We start from the raw sequence: 16,115 nt of genomic DNA on the forward strand, positions 1-16,115 counted from the left end.
TTGTTGTTTACCGAAAGTGAGGTTGCAGCAATGATCACACGTCGTCAGTTTCTTACAGGATCGGCAGCGCTTTACCTTGGCTCGCGTGTCGCGCGCAATGCAGACGATCCCCTGGTCGTAAACGATATCCATTCACAGCTGAACAGAACGCGAGTCGATCGCGTTGTCACGCCTAAGAGCTTGAGAGAGGTTCAGGCTGCGGTTCGAGAAGCGAAGTCTCTTCGCAAATCGTTATGCATAGCCGGCGGTCGCCACGCCATGGGCGGACAGCAGTTTGGCACCGGCACTGTTCTGGTGGACATGCGGCAACTGAATCGAGTGCTTGATTTCAACCTGGAAAAGGGGACGATGGAGGTTCAGGCAGGCGCCTTCTGGCCGGGACTGATCACCGAATATCTGCGCCAGCAGGAAGGCCGAGGAGAGCAATGGGGGATCGCTCAGAAACAAACAGGTGCGGACACTCTAAGCATCGGCGGTACATTGGCGGCCAACGCTCACGGACGAGGCCTGACCATGGCGCCATTCATCAGCAACGTCGAATCTTTCACGCTGGTGAATGCGGATGGCGAGTTAGTTATCTGCAGCCGCCGTCAGAACCCTGAGCTCTTCCGCCTCGCGATCGGAGGTTACGGCCTGTTTGGCATCGTTTGCTCAGTCACCCTGCGCCTGATTCCTCGACAGAAAATCGAACGCATCGTGGAAGTGCGTGACGTTGACGGCCTCATGAGCGCATTCGATGATCGCATTCGCAGCGGTTTTCTGTACGGAGATTTTCAATTCGCAATCGATCCGGCGTCAGACGACTTCCTGCGCAAGGGAGTGTTCTCCTGCTACCAACCTGTCGATCCGGCAACGCCTATGCCGCAACACGTGAAGGAGCTCTCCGATGAAAGTTGGAGGATGCTGCTTTATCTTGCGCACGCAGACAAGAGCGAAGCATTTCGCCGTTATTCGGACTATTACCTTTCCACAAACGGCCAGCTCTACTGGTCAGATACTCACCAGCTCAGCTTTTATCCCGAAAACTACCACAGGGCTATCGATCAGAAGACCAACACCCGGCACGCAGCTTCGGAGATGATCACAGAGATCAATGTTCCTCGTGAGCACTTGAACAGTTTTCTCGATGAGGCACGCGACGACTTTCGCACGAACAAGGTTGATTTGATTTACGGAACGATTCGACTCATTGAGAGAGATGATGAAAGCTTCCTGCCATGGGCAAGACAAGCGTATGCATGCACTATTTTCAATCTGCATACTGATCACACGCCGGAAGGAATAGAGCACTCCGCCGCGGCATTCCGCCGGCTGATGGACATGGCCGTGCGCCGCAATGGCACCTACTACCTCACTTACCACCGCTATGCACGACGCGAGCAAGTGCTGGCGTGCTACCCGCAATTCCCGGAATTCCTCAAGCTCAAAAAGAAGTACGACCCAGTGGAACGGTTCCAGAGTGATTGGTATCGCCATTACACGACGATGTTTAAGGAGACAATATGAGCAATGAACGAGCTTACTCTTCGATACCGAAACGGTACTTCTGGATTCTGACGACGCTCTTCTCCTTGTTTTGTCTTCGGGTGCTTGGCCAGGTCCTGGTTGCGTTCTTCGGAGTGAAATTTCTGCCTCCAATGGAGGAATGGTTCTCGGGATTGCTGCCCTATCCCGAACTTCTGGCCAGTCAGATTTTGATCATTCTGCTTTATGGGAAAAGCTGCCTCGACTTTGCCCGAGGCTACGGATACTTTGTAACGCCGCGGAGACGACTAGGACTCAACCTGCTGAAGTTCGGATGGCTTTATCTGGCGGTAATGATCACTCGTTATGTCATTCGCATGGCGCTCTATCCTCATGAGCGATGGACCGGCGGATCGATCCCAATCTTCTTCCATTGGGTCTTGGCATCATTTCTGCTTGTTCTAGGAAATTATCATTGGCAATCGACTGCGCAGGAACCGAAGTTGGACTCGCAGCACGGCGCCTTAGCAGCGCGTCTTCTTCTCTGGAGTCAGATTGCTATCGTGGGGCTCGGAGTTGCGATCTGGGTGTCTTATCAGCTTGCGCCATCGCTGCTGGCGCACGAGATGGGATTGCGACGTTCTCAGTTCGCCGTTCGCGTCCAAAAGCACGTCATCATGGCAACGACGGATGGAACCCCAGTCCCAACGGAAATCTTCCATCCTCAGCATAGTGATCGAACAGCCACGATGCTTGTTCGCATTCCACTTTCCAAGTCGTTGAAGAACTCTCTTTTCACCAACGTAGTCGGCCGAATGTGGGCCGAACGCGGTTACACGGCCGTAGTCCAGGAGACGCGTCGAACAGACGAATCCGATCGCGATCTCTATCCACTTTATGGCAAGCGTCATGACGGCATGGAAACGCTTTCGTGGATCTCAGAACAAAAATGGTTCAATGGCCAGATTGCGACTTCGGAAGCCGACACATTTCGGAGACACCAGTGGGCAATTTCCGATGAATAGGCGGCGAATAGATCGATAAGCGCGCAAATTGAGCACGTAGCAAGTTACTAACGAGATTTGCTCCCTTAATTCATCGTGCGATCTCAGTTGGGTAGTGCCAAAATGCCAAAGATTTCCCAAAGAGGATTGAGACAATGACTAACGCCGCCACTTCGGCGTCACAGGAAATGTTGCGCACGGACCAGGATCATCATCCTTCACATCCCGCAGGGCGGCGTGGCTTCTGGGCGCTGATCATCACGCAATTCCAAGGCGCTTATAGCAGCAACGTGCTCCAGTACTTGCTTCTGGGAATGATTCTGGGATTGGGGCTGGGCAAAGCCGAGCGCGACCGTCTTGTACCAATGGTTATGGGACTCTTCTCCGCGCCATTCATTCTTTTCAGCATGGCGGGTGGATTCCTCGCAGATCGTTTCAGCAAGCGACAGGTGACGCTGGCGACGAAATTTCTCGAGCTGAGTGCAATGGGATTGGCGACCTTCGGTTTAGCCATTCATTCCATTCCGATTCAGTTAAGTGCGTTGTTTCTGGTCGGCACGCAGGCGGCTCTGTTTGGGCCCTCGAAATATGGAATGCTGCCCGAACTCTTGCAGCACGAGCGCCTCTCCTGGGGAAATGGCGTTCTCGAATTGGGAACATTTCTTGCAATCATTTCGGGCACGGTAACCGGCGGAGTTCTTTCCGAGCGACTTCAGGGTACGGAGTATTACGCTGGCGGCTTGCTCATGGTTCTCGCTGTCGTTGGATTCTGCAGCAGTTTAGGTATCGCCAAGCTCGAACCGGCGGCTCCGGCGAAAAAGTTCCAGCCCAATTTCCTTGCCGATCTGTGGGGAAACATCGTTCGCATGAGGCACGACCGCGCACTTCTGCTCGCGGTGATCGGAAACACATATTTCTGGTTCTTGGGTTCTCTGCTGATTTCGACCATTCTGGTCTATGGCAGCGACATTCTGCATATCGGACCACAACGGACGGCTTACCTCAACACGGCGCTTTCGATCGGAATCGGAGTGGGTAGTCTTGCTGCCGGATATTTATCGGCGGGAAAAATCGAGTACGGATTAATTCCTCTCGGCGCCGTTGGCATGACGGTCGCCGGCGTGGCGCTCGGCCTGTCACATGGATCGTTTGCGGCGATTGCGGCGCTGCTCGCTGTTCTCGGCTTCTTCGCCGGTTTCTTTGCTGTGCCGGTGAATGCGCTGATCCAGCATCGTCCGAATGCGGATGAGAAGGGCGGAATCATCGCCGCCGCGAATCTGCTTTCCTTCGTGGGCATCGCACTCTCCGCCGGTGCTTATTACGTGCTCACACGCATAGGTGGTTTGGATCCGCACGGCGTTTTCCTCGCGGCCGCAGCGATTACCTTGATTGGCACGATCTATGTGCTGACGCTTCTGCCCGAATGGTTTCTGCGTCTGGTGCTTTGGTTTATCACCCGGACTGTCTATCGCGTAACGGTTCTAGGCAGAGAGAAGTTTCCCGAAAAGGGAGGAGCGCTGCTAGTCTCGAATCACATGTCGTTCGTAGATGCTCTCCTGCTGGTGGCGGCAACGGACCGTCCGATCCGCTTTCTCATCTTCCAGGATATCTACGACATGCCTCTGGTGAAGCCATGGGCCAAAATGGGCGGCGCGATTCCCATTTCGCCGGATTTGCGTCCGCGAGACATGATTCGTTCGTTGCGAACAGCCAGCGATGCGGTTCGCAATGGCGAGATCGTGTGTATCTTCGCCGAAGGACAGATCACGCGTACCGGACAGCTACTGCCTTTCCGGCGTGGCTTTGAGCGGATCATGAAAGGCGTCGAGGCGCCGATTATTCCGGTGAATCTCGCTGGAGTCTGGGGAAGCATCTTCAGCTTCGAACGCGGACGCTTCCTGTGGAAGATGCCACGGCGAATTCCGTATCCAGTTACCGTCAGCTTCGGCGATGCATTGCCGGGCACTGCAACGGCTCCGGAAGTTCGAAATGCGGTGCAACAGCTGCAGACTGCAGCGTTCGAGCAGAGTCGCAAGCACACTTGTACCCTCGATGGAGCATTTGTAAGCAGTGCACATCGGCACCCGCTGCGCTTCATGATGGCCGATGGCCAGACTCCCAAAGTCCGATTCTTGAAAGCTCTGTCAGGCTCCATTTTGCTGGCAAGAAAGTTGAAACAGCGTTGGGCTGATCAGGAGATGGTCGGGATTCTGCTGCCACCGTCAGTTGGTGGAGCGCTGGTGAACTATTCCGCGTCGTTGCTCGGGCGCGTGCCGGTGAACCTGAACTACACCGCCAATAATGAGGTCATAGCTTCCTGCGCGAAACAATGCAATCTGAAGACGGTCGTGACGGCGAAAGCCTTTCTCGAACGTCTTCCCAAAATGGAAGTTCCGGGCAAGACGATTCTGCTCGAGGACCTGACCGGCACTATCGGAGTTATAGACAAGTTCGTCGCGATCTTCTTCGCGCTGCTCCCATACGCTCTATTGAAGATGGGCTTAGGCGCAGGGAAGACGAACCTCGACGATCTCGCGACCGTCATCTTCTCCAGTGGTTCAACCGGCGATCCCAAGGGCGTTATGCTTACGCACTACAACATTGCGAGCAACATCAACCAGGTCTCGCAAGTCTTCCCGCTCGGACGTAAGGACAAGGTGTTAGGCATTCTGCCGTTCTTTCACTCGTTTGGATTTACTGCGACGCTGTGGCTGCCCGCGGTGAATGGCATTGGTGTCGTTTTCCACCCAAATCCGCTGGACGCCAGAGCGATCAGCATGCTGGTCGGTCGTTATCGCGTCACTTTCCTGATCGCAACGCCGACTTTTTTGCAAGCGTACATCCGACGCTGCTCGCCGGAGCACTTCGGGAGCCTCCAATACGTGCTCGCAGGCGCAGAAAAACTGCCGGAGCGCGTCGCGCTCGCATTCGAAGACACCTTCGGCATTCGTCCGCTCGAAGGATATGGCTGCACCGAATGCGCGCCGGTTGTGACGGTAAACGGACCTGATTTTCGAGCGGCAGGTTTTCGTCAAGTCGCTGCGCGCCGCGGCACGATTGGCCATCCGCTGCCGGGAGTCACAGTGCGAATCGTCGATCTTGAATCCGGAGAAGCAGTCGCGAACGGCCAATCAGGATTGCTGATGGTGAAGGGTCCGAACGTTATGAGAGGCTACCTTGGCCTTCCCGAGAAGACCACGGAGGTGCTGCGCGATGGCTGGTATACAACAGGCGATGTCGCCAGCATGGGCGAGGACGGCTTCATCACGATCACCGATCGCCTTTCTCGCTTCAGCAAAATCGGCGGCGAGATGGTTCCACACGTGAAGATTGAAGAGAAGCTCCAGGAACTAGCGAGTGTAACCGAGCAAGTGTTTGCCGTGACATCAGTACCGGACGAGAGGAAAGGCGAACGCATCGCGGTGCTGCACACGCTGCGGGAAGATCACCTCAATTCTGTGTTGGAGCAGCTGAGCCAAGCTGATCTGCCGCCGTTGTGGAAGCCGAAGCCCACCCAGTTCTTCTTCATCGAGGCATTACCGTATCTCGGCACAGGAAAGCTCGACCTGCGTGCGTTGAAGACTTTGGCGGAAAGAGAGCAGTCCGTCGGAATTGCGCGTTGAACTCGTGACAGAGTTGGCAAAACCCGCTTGCCCGGTGCCCCGCTCTCGCGTTCTTCGCGAGGAGAGGATTCGTGAACTGGACAACCGCGACATTCTAACTGGTGAATTGCTGCAGTATTGACGACCTGTGCCGTGGGAAAGCACACCATATTTTATGGTCCACTAACTCTTACTCACTACTCCAAAGCCGACTGTAGGAGCCATCCGCGTCCCGCCGGATTTCAATCAGTTACAACTAAATTGGTCACTGTCACGGCAGAGGCTGCGGGTTCGAGTCCCGTCGTCCCCGCCATTCTTTTCATTGGCGCAGTGCCCGCACTCCTGCTTTCATCTACGATGCTCTGATCGGTTTTCTGCTTTCCTTCCGCTTTGGAGTCTGAATCGAACTATGCCGAAGCGGCAAGGTCAGAGGCGCCTAGATATTAATCAAATTGCTGCGCTCGAACGTCAATTGCGATCCCAGAAGATCTACTCAGGCGGATTTAGATGTTCCGGACGGACGAAGAAATCGCTCGTCTTCGCGACTATACCTGAGACCGCAATCAACCGGAGAGCCGGCGTTGAGCCGGCTCTCCGCCGATAATAAGGAGGATTCTAGAAGTACAGCTTCAGCGCCAATTGGATTTCGCGAGGGTCTCCTGGTCCTCCTGAACCCGTTCCCAGAATGGGATTCAGCGTATTTGAAACTTTGCCAAACGAGCCGTTAGCACCGATATTCGCAGCTGTAAAGCTCGCATTTGGATTCGCGAAGTTCGGATGATTAAAAGCGTTGAAAAATTCGGCCCGGAACTGCCATTGGAACCGCTCCGTCATTCGGAACATCTTGAACAAACTGAGGTCCGTCATTTGAATTCCAGGTCCATGGAATGCCCGCGGTCTGCACGTTCCGAATGTCCCCCGCGTCGGGAAAGCGAACGCCGCAGGATTGATGAAGAAACCTGTAGTCGTATAGCTGGCAGGATCTCCGGTCGCGCCCGCGAACGGATCACCCACGCAATTGGGATAGGAAGCGTGGTTTGAGCCAGTGAAGCTGAGATCCGGCGTCGTCACCGTGAAAGGAGTGCCAGTCTGCAGCGTGACAATGCCATTGAATTGCCATCCGCCGATTATGTTACTCGCCAAGTTGTCACCTGAAAGAAATCGTCTCCCCTTGCCGATCGGAAGATCCCAGGTGAAGTTGCTGACAAATCGATGGCGAATGTCGAAGGGCGAGTTGCTCATTTCCGCGCCATAGTTGTATGCATTGGCAGGAGTGGAGCCTCCAGTGAGATTGTCCTGGAAATTCGCTAATCCATGGCTGTAGGTGTAATTGACGGCGTACGCGATCCCACTCGATATCCGCTTACGGAGCGACAGTTCTAATCCGTTGTAGTCCGTGTTGCCATCGTTCGTTGCCAATTCGAGGAAGCCATGCTGGCCGGTTAAGCCGCAGTTCGGGCCTGCCGCGCGCGTATCAATGCTAGAAACGGTGTTCAGGTTCGCATATGGGAACTGCACGATTGGGCACCCATTGTCGGTGCCAGTGATCAGCCCCTGGTTGGCGTTTCTGAGCCGGTTCATCTTTCGGCCCCAGTTGCCAACATAGGTTGCGGAGAGGACGGTGTTCTGGAATATCTCGTATTCAGGACCAAAGCTTGCCTGCTCCACATAGCCCGAGCGCTGATTGGGATCCTGAGCACGCAGTTGGAGTTTGGTAAGGTCAAGCGCTGTTCCGGTAATCGTGCTCAATGGGAAGCCATTCTTGAGCAGGAAGATTGGAGTTGAACTCCCGACACCCTGGTTCAGTTGTATGTCCTGTAAAAAAGGCGGATTCAATTCCAGCAAGCTCTCGGATCCGATCCGATTGTAGTGCTGATAGAAGACTCCGTAACCGCCACGGAAAACCGTTTTCCTTGTCAATTGGTAGGCGAATCCAACGCGCGGAGCAAAGTCATTCTTATCTGGATTAATTAACGCCCTGTTTGCCCAACCCGATGCATTGGCCGCCGCGGTTGTAATGCCTCCACCGTTTGCCGGAGTGAAGTTTGAAACCATGTCGTCGCGGCTCATGATGGGCGCGAACAGTTCGTAACGCACTCCATAAGTGAGGTTCAGCTTCGAAGTGGCTCGCCAGGTGTCCATGGCAAAGAAAGAGTGCCCGGGCTGGAAGTAGTGGACAACCAGAGGAGTAGTGAAGTGCGTCGCGTCGACGTCGCCCAACAGAAAGTCGGGCAAGCCGAAGGAGCCGCCAGCAGTATAGATTCCGTTGATTTGCGGTTCACCCTGCGGAGCTCGGATATCGAGGAAGTTGTCGCCGCGCTTGAGATACTCGTAGCCAAATTTGAAGCTATGACTTCCCTTCAACCAGCTAAGGTTCTCGAGGATGTCCCAACCCTGCGAAATCTGGTACTGCGGACGCCACGGTGAGGTTCCCAGTCGCTGAAGTCCGTTGATCTCGATCGGCGGCAAGCCCGCAGTGTTGGGCGTATCAGGAATGCCATTCAGGCCAAAAGTAGGTGCCAATGACTTACCAAGCGTCAGACCGATTGGATCGCTGTGAGCATAGTCACGATTGAAGCCGATCCGCGCATCGCTGAGAAAGGTGTTGGAGAGGTTGTGCGTCCAATCCAGCGACAACAGCTGAGTGTGCGTGCGATATTGCGTGGCGAAGTTGCCATTTCCCGCAACGGGATCACTGGTCCAAGCGGGATCCTGGCGGCTCACGTGGTAGTAGCTGTAGCTACCGGAAATGTGGTTCGTCTGATTCAACGTGTGATCGACACGGCCGTCGAGAGACCACGTGTCATTGGGGACGACCGTAGAAAAGATGTAGTTTGGAGCCCCCGTCCAACTACCGGGTGTTCCGAACGCAGGTCCAAAATTAGGATCGGGGAACAGAGCCGCGATTTTGGATCCGACAGGATCAATGCACGTCGCTTGAATAATGTTTCCCACTACGCAGCCGGCTTGGCCAGCAACAGGAGAATCGCTGAGCGTGTTTTTCAGTTCGGTGAAGTTGCCCTGCTTCATCAGCGGAGTCGGCACGGTGCTCTGAACGGTTGTAGAGCGCCGGCTCGAGAACCGCTGCATGTCAAAAAAGAAAAATGTCTTGTCCTTGATTACCGGACCACCGAAAGTTCCTCCATATTGATTCTGAGAAAAACGGCCCTTCGGTTTGATTTTGTCTGGCGTTGCGTGTTTGTTGACCCACGAGTTGGCGTCAAAGATGCTGTTGCGGACAAACTCAAACAGATCGCCGTGATAGTTGTTGGTGCCGGACTTCAGCGTGGCGTTGATCACAGCTCCGGCGGAGTTTCCGAACTCTGAGGAGTAGGTTCGCGTCTGCACACGAAATTCCTGGATGGCGTCGGGCGGCGGCTGTACTACCTGTACTGAGAATTCCTGAAGATTCTCTGACCAGGAGTTGTTGTCGATGCCGTTAAGGCGGAAGTTATTCTGCAGCTCCAAGTTTCCGTTGACGCTGAAACGATCCGGAGCCGGATTCGCGGCGCCATAAAACTTTTGCACTCCAGGCTCCAGCAGCGCGAGGTCCGCATAGCGGCGCCCGTTCAACGGCAGGTCGTTGACTCGCTGCGTATCGACGACATTTCCAACATCTGCAGTTTCCGTTTGCAGCAGGGGCTCAGCGCCGGTGACTACGATTTCCTGACTCACCGAACCAACCTTCAAACTTACTTCGACCGACAGGCGATCCTGCACGTGCAGAGCGATGTTGTCGCGCAGAACGCTATCAAATCCCTGCGAACTCACGCGCACCGAATACGTTCCGGGAATGAGTGCCAGAACCTGATACTCTCCGGATTCATTTGTGCTGGTTGTGACCGCTACGCCCGTGTCCTTGTTGGTAACGACGACCGTGGCCTTCGGCACGATCGCGCCGGACGCATCGGTTACCCGTCCAACGATTGCGCCGCGATCGATTTGGGCGATTGCGGGAAGAGCGCAAAAAGCTAAAAAGCAGAGCGCCAAAGCTCTGCTGAAGACGGCTTTCGTGAATCCGGGGCGAGAGTTCATTGCAGCCTCCTGCTGTTGCATTCGACTCTTGTCTTCCATCTATCGCGACCGACTCATAGTCCACCAGGAGCCCTGCGATGGTAGGCTCGCGCTCCCGGCATGAAACTGTCGAAACGATTCGGTCAGATGGGTTCACATCTAACAACGGCTAAATTCCCACTGTCAAGACTTTTCCCTGATGCGCTGGATAGACGTGATCGCCCGCCAATCGTTATCGCAAATGAATTGCGAATACCAAAACGTTTTGGCATCTGTTGACCTGCGCCGTACAATTCCGTTGCTTTTGTTGAATCAATTCTGGCGAGCACTTTAGCCGTCAAGTCCAGCCGAACATGTGAGGTAAGGAGCCTTCATGAGATTACGATGGCAGCATATTTCCGTATTCTTCATCGCTATTTTCGCAATTGCCCTCGTTTCATCCCTGTTTATCGGCGGAGCGAATGCGCAGTCTCCCACCCGGGCGACGTCTGCTCCCGAGACGAGTGCGCAACCGAGCGAGTTCGACCGCGGAGCCGCAGCGCTGTGGCAGAGCCTGCAAAAACTCCACACACGCGCCAGCCTGCTGATGGTCACTGCCCATCCGGACGATGAAGACGGAGGCATGCTCACCTACGAGTCGCGCGGCCAGGGAGCGCGGGTTGCGCTGCTGACCTTGAATCGCGGCGAAGGCGGCGCCAACGTCATGTCTTCCGACTACTTCGACGCGCTCGGTCTCGTCCGAACCGAAGAGTTGCTTGCCGCCGACCAGTACTACGGCACACAGCAGTACTGGACGCGGGTGATCGACTACGGCTTTTCGAAAACTAAAGACGAAAGTCTGCAGAACTGGGGGCATGATCGCGTGCTTGCAGACGTTGTGCGCGTCGTGCGCATGACGCGGCCGCTGGTCATCACGTCCGTTTTTGTGGGCGGCCGCACCGATGGGCACGGAAATCACCAAACCGCGGGGCAGATGGCGCAGGAAGCCTTCAAAGCTGCGGGCGATCCCTCGATGTTTCCTGAGCAACTGAAAGAAGGACTTAAACCTTGGAAACCCATCAAAGACTATGCCCGCGTGCCCTTCGCGCGCATTACCGAAAAGGGAATCTACGACTACGCTGACGGAAAGTATTATCCAGCGGAATTCAACAACTACACGAACGGCACCGTCGAAAAGGGCCAGTTATCGACAGCCGTCGAAATACCCGAAGGTGACTACAATCCGCTGCTTGGTCTTACTTACGAGCAGGTCTCGCGGCTTGGCCTTGGCCATCAGCGATCGCAAAACGGCGGGACCGGCATGCCTCCGGCAGAAGAGCAGATGAGTCCGTACCATCGCTTCGCCTCGCTCGTCTCTGTTCCCGAGAAGGAATCGACCTTTTTCGACGGCGTCGATGTGTCGCTGGCCGGCATCGCAACTCTCGCGCAGGGCGGGGATGCATCGTTCCTCAATTCTGGCCTCGCGCAAATCAACGTGTCGGTCGAGAAGGCGCTTCATGAGTTCTCAGCGCAGCATCCTGAAGCTATCGCCGACACGTTGGCGGAAGGACTTAAAGCCACGAACGAGCTCTTGGATAAAGTGAACTCGAGCAGCTTGAATGATGATTCCAAGTACGACATCAGTCATGAGCTGAAAGTGAAGCAGGTCCAATTCGAGAACGCGCTCGCCGAGTCGCTGGGAATTTCCGTGCTCGCTACGCTCGCTCCCGAGAAGGAACCGACGGGTCCATTTGCGCGATTCTTCCGTAATCCGGAGACGTTCCAGGTGGCGATTCCAGGCCAGCAGTTTTGGGTGAAGGTCCACACCACCAATCCGACCAATCTGCCGGTCGAGATCGAGAGCGTTTCACTCGAAACTCCTCAAGGCGACCAGTGGAACGTTACACCGGAGGGTCAGACTCGAGGCACCCTGAAATCCAATCAGTCGATAGATGTGCGCTTCACCGTGAATGTTCCCCAGAACGCCGGCTATACGCGTCCTTACTTCAGCCGTCCTGATATCGAGCAGCCTTACTACAACATCGATCAGCCGCAGTACCTCAACTTGCCGCTTGCGCCATACCCGCTAGCCGCAAAGGTGAAATTCAGTTACGAGGGAACGCCTTTTGAGCTCTCGCAGGTGGTGCAGTCGGTAAAACGAGTGACCGGACCTGGAACCGTGCTGGAGCCGCTGATTGTAGCTCCTGCAATTTCGGTCGCGCTCTCGCCTACCGCGGGCATCGTGCCGCTGAGCTCAAAGGCCTTCGATCTGACCGTAACTATCCACAGCAACGTTAAGGGCCCTGCAAAGGGCACCGTTAAGGTCGACCTTCCTGCCGGATGGAACGCGGCTCAGCAGGAATTCTCGACGGCAAAAGATGGTGATGACCAGAATCTGAAATTCCACGTTGTACCGGGACGCATCGAACAGAAGCCATACACGCTCACCGCCGTCGCTACATACAACGGGCGCGACTACAAGGAGGGCTACCACACCACGGGATACCCGGGACTGCGCCCCTACAATCTTTATCGCCCTTCTGCTTACCGAACCACCGGCGTGGACGTGAAGGTGGCTCCGGGCCTCAACGTGGGCTACATCGTCGGTGCGGGGGACGAGGTACCGCAGTCGCTGACCAATTTGGGAATCAACGTGCACTTCCTATCGTCAGGAGACCTGGCGAGCGGTGATCTATCGCGATTCAATACCATCATCCTCGGCGTACGCGCATATGCCGTGCGCGAAGATCTCAAGACCTACAACACACGCCTTCTCGATTACGTGAAAAACGGCGGCGTAGTGATCGTGCAGTACAACACGCCGGAATACGATCATGACTACGGACCGTATCCGTACAAGATGGGTTCGAACCCGGAGGAAGTAACCGACGAGCATTCCAAAATAGAAATCCTCGATCCTTCGAATCCAGTCTTCTCCTGGCCGAATCGGATAACGACTAAAGACTTCGATGGGTGGGTGGAAGAACGCGGCTCGAAGTTCCTGCAATCGTGGGACAGTCACTACGAACCATTGCTTGAAACGCACGATGCGGGACAAGAGCCGCAGAAGGGCGGCCTCGTCTATGCCCATTATGGGAAAGGCGTTTACATCTACAACGCTTATGCATTCTATCGACAATTACCCGAAGGCGTGCCGGGCGCCTATCGATTATTTGCGAACATGATCAGCCTGGGCAAGAGTCCGCAGATCGCAGGCGGACAGGGAGGACAACGTTCCGCGGCCAGGAAGCCGTAACTTTGCACACTGCGGCTCATTTGTGATCGCGAGGATCGTTCTCAATTGAGTACAGGAAGGTCTTGATCGTCTCGTCGCGGCGAGCGTTTTCATCAGCAACCCGCGTCGAGGCAGTTTCGTACAACTTCATTTGCTCTTCCGCCCGCTGCTGCTGCCCGAGATGTTGATAAATTTGCGCGAGCCGGTAATGCGCATCCGCTGAGTTGGGGTCCATGCGCGCGCAAACCTCGGATTCGCGCAGCGCATCCTGCCAGCGCTCAAGCCAGCGATACGCCTTTCCCAGTTGGCAGCGTGGAGCAGCATCGTGCGGGAGAGCTTTCGCCGAGGCGTTCAGATCGCGCACGAGTTCTTCAGCATGGGCAGTGTCGTGAGCCGCGTAATCACGATGAAAGCGAAGTGCCGCGCAGTAGAACTGAATTCTTGTCGAGTGAGGATGCGCGCTGCTGTAGTTGCAAATGCCTTTCACTGCCGCCGGATCCGGTGCTCCGCTCTCATCCATTTCAATCTGGCCGACATGCTGTAGAGCCGCGTCTGGATTGGGGGAAATAGCCGCAGAGTTCAGAAGTGTTTTGATCGCATCCTGCAAGCTGCCGGCGAAATATTCGACCATTCCCAACGCAAACTGAATACGCCACGACTCCGGATGCGACTCTTCCGCTTGCTTCAAAACGACGCGCGCAGGTTCAAAGCTCTTGTGGCGCATCAGTTCCAACGCCAGAGAAATTCGATATTTTTCTTCGCTCGGAGCCAAAGCCACGGCGGCTTCATAACTATGGACTGAGGCAAGATTGTCGCCGCGCGCCTCCTGAATGTCGCCGATCAAGTCTTCGAGTTCGGCGGTATCAGAGGTCTTTTGCAGAGCCTCGGCTGTAGCCAATGCGTCGTCGAGTTTCGCGGCTCTGAATTGTGCGAGCGCAAGATTGAACTTCAGGTCGGCGCGCGAAGGTTCAAGCTCGATCGCTCTCTTGAGTTCCTCAGTCGCGTCGGTGAAATGCTCATGTCCGATAAGAAGCTCTGCCATGCGCTCGCGCAAACGGCTTTCCTGATCGGCCGGCAATGAGATTTCGCCGAGAGCTTGGAGCGTTGGGCTGACGTCGTCATTGCTGCCAAGTTGGGCCTCGAGCAGCATAAGTCCGACGTTTGCGTCATGAGTGCTATCGAACAGTGAGGCCGTCAAAGTCTCAGCGCGTTTCCAGTGGCTGGCCTGAAGTTCGGCGGCTGCCGTAGCCATCTGAAGAGTAACCTGAGCCGGCGCGAGCGTCAGAGCTTTTTCCATCTCTGAAGCTGCGGTTTCAGGCTTTCCCAATCCGAGAGCAACGGCTGCTTTGAGGCGATGAAATGCAATCGCTTCCTCGATTGAAGATGGAGCTGGCACGCCGGCTAAGGCGCGAGATGCTTCAGGATACCGATGCATTCGCGCAAGAACAGCCGCCCAGGCAGTTCGAATCTGTGCATGACCGTGACTCAGCTCGGAGGCCCGAGCGAGAAGCGGTTCAGCCTTCGTCAAATCGCCCGCACGTTCGTATATCTCTCCGAGCCCCGCCAAAGCCGAATAGTTTGCTGGAGCAGCTTGCAGGATGTTTTCGTACTGCTCTTGAGCTTGGCCGTCTTGCCCTGCAGCCACATAAGCCTGAGCCAGAGCTAAACGCGCCGAAACATCCTGAGGATGACTCTGAATGCGAGGAGACAAAAGCCGGATGGCTTCTCCCGGATTGCCGGAAGCCAGCGCTGCCCTCGCCTTTCCGACGGTGGAGGCGGGCTGCTTTCGTATACCGGAAGACTGCAGGAAAGGCGATGCAAAGGTCCCGCTTGCTGCGTACAGCAACACACAACAAACAAAAAGTAGGTTTTGTGTTCGGCCCAAAGTGGAACGATTGACCTGCACGATGAATGTCTACCAGCTCCCTGCTGCTTCGGGGTGGGCAAGCCAGTTTTCAATCAGTTTCAGGATTCCATCTTCGCTCATCTTCACCAGTCTGCGTCCCTTTTCGGCCGAAGCTTCACTCACACGACCTGAGTAGCCGGGCCAATCCTGCGCAGTGGATTTTTGCAGAAAGTATGGTGGCCCGCCGGAAAGATCAGGCGGCTCAGGCAGATCGCGTGCTTTGTCGAGGTGAATGAGATCTGGACGAAAAGCTGCAACAGCCGACGTTTCCAGTGGACCTCCGTGACCGTGTCCTCCATTCGATTGGGTAAACAAACCGAGCGATTTAACGGTTTCTGCCGGCAGAAACTCCCACCAGCTCGCGAAGAGCAATGCCGAATCGTTTACCTCGTGCGCCACCTCGGCAATGGCTCCGCGCGCCGGGCCAACGTTGCCGTCGTGTCCGTTGAGAATGAATATTCGCTTGAACCCAAGATGAAGCACATTGCGCAGAACGTCCGCGAAGTACATGGTCATCACCTCCGGTCGCATGCTCACGGTTCCCGCAAAATGCGCGGTGTGCGATGGACATTGCGTGAATCGGATAGTCGGAAGCAGCAGCGCCTTAGTTCGCGCTGCGACGCTATCGGCTATGCCGGAGATGATCATCGAGTCCGTTCCTAGAGGATTATGTGGGCCATGAAATTCCAGACTGCCCAACGGCACTATCGCAAATGGATGCCGAGAGACAAGTTCGCCAGCCTCAAATCCGACTACTTCTTCATAGCGTGTTGGCTGCACGCGATCGTCATGCGCTTGCATCTCAGCACGCATGGTTCCGAACAGCGCGGGGGCGGTCAACGCCGCGCGCAGTACCGTTCTTCGTGTCAGCTCCTCCATGCTCCTCCCTCAATGCTGCTCTGCTCTACGTG

7 protein-coding genes are annotated in these 16,115 nt (G+C 55.4%); 4 read left to right on the forward strand and 3 right to left on the reverse strand.

Annotated features, from left to right (window positions below; all coding sequences use genetic code 11):
• The first annotated feature begins 30 nt into the window (after positions 1–30).
• From VFU50_18340 to VFU50_18350, 3 genes are all read left to right on the forward strand, one after another.
• Positions 31–1,506 (forward strand): FAD-binding oxidoreductase, encoded by a 1,476-nt coding sequence (locus VFU50_18340; protein ID HEU5234822.1) that lies wholly within the window; start codon positions 31–33, stop codon positions 1,504–1,506.
• Positions 1,503–2,489, forward strand: coding sequence for a CocE/NonD family hydrolase (locus VFU50_18345; protein ID HEU5234823.1), 987 nt, complete (start codon positions 1,503–1,505; stop codon positions 2,487–2,489). Before VFU50_18340 ends, VFU50_18345 begins: the two co-directional genes overlap by 4 nt.
• 134 nt (positions 2,490–2,623) lie before the next feature.
• A complete protein-coding gene (locus VFU50_18350) occupies positions 2,624–6,091 on the forward strand; it encodes an acyl-[ACP]--phospholipid O-acyltransferase (GenBank protein HEU5234824.1) in 3,468 nt (1,155 codons plus the stop codon).
• A 594-nt stretch (positions 6,092–6,685) separates the two neighbouring features.
• On the opposite strand, the gene VFU50_18355 is transcribed toward VFU50_18350, so the two are convergent.
• On the reverse strand, positions 6,686–10,105 hold the full coding sequence (locus VFU50_18355; GenBank protein HEU5234825.1) for a TonB-dependent receptor: 3,420 nt from the start codon (positions 10,103–10,105) through the stop codon (positions 6,686–6,688).
• Positions 10,106–10,457: 352 nt separating this feature from the next.
• Here VFU50_18355 and VFU50_18360 point away from each other — a divergent pair, with 352 nt between their 5' ends.
• Positions 10,458–13,319 (forward strand): PIG-L family deacetylase, encoded by a 2,862-nt coding sequence (locus VFU50_18360; protein ID HEU5234826.1) that lies wholly within the window; start codon positions 10,458–10,460, stop codon positions 13,317–13,319.
• A gap of 16 nt (positions 13,320–13,335) precedes the next feature.
• Here VFU50_18360 and VFU50_18365 read toward each other — a convergent pair whose 3' ends face one another.
• Positions 13,336–15,204, reverse strand: coding sequence for a tetratricopeptide repeat protein (locus VFU50_18365; protein ID HEU5234827.1), 1,869 nt, complete (start codon positions 15,202–15,204; stop codon positions 13,336–13,338).
• 9 nt (positions 15,205–15,213) lie between these two features.
• Positions 15,214–16,083 carry a creatininase family protein gene (locus tag VFU50_18370; GenBank protein ID HEU5234828.1) on the reverse strand — a complete coding sequence of 290 codons (870 nt, stop codon included), beginning with the start codon at positions 16,081–16,083 and terminating at the stop codon, positions 15,214–15,216.
• Positions 16,084–16,115 lie beyond the last annotated feature (32 nt).

This window comes from Terriglobales bacterium, assembly GCA_035764005.1.
Taxonomy (GTDB): Bacteria; Acidobacteriota; Terriglobia; order Terriglobales; family Acidobacteriaceae; genus Gp1-AA112.

Coding starts and splice junctions, on each gene's coding strand:
- VFU50_18340 (HEU5234822.1), top strand. CDS start 31: ATGATCACACGTCGTCAGTTTCTTACAGGATCGGCAGCGCTTTACCTT.
- VFU50_18345 (HEU5234823.1), top strand. CDS start 1,503: ATGAGCAATGAACGAGCTTACTCTTCGATACCGAAACGGTACTTCTGG.
- VFU50_18350 (HEU5234824.1), top strand. CDS start 2,624: ATGACTAACGCCGCCACTTCGGCGTCACAGGAAATGTTGCGCACGGAC.
- VFU50_18355 (HEU5234825.1), bottom strand. CDS start 10,105: ATGAACTCTCGCCCCGGATTCACGAAAGCCGTCTTCAGCAGAGCTTTG.
- VFU50_18360 (HEU5234826.1), top strand. CDS start 10,458: ATGAGATTACGATGGCAGCATATTTCCGTATTCTTCATCGCTATTTTC.
- VFU50_18370 (HEU5234828.1), bottom strand. CDS start 16,083: ATGGAGGAGCTGACACGAAGAACGGTACTGCGCGCGGCGTTGACCGCC.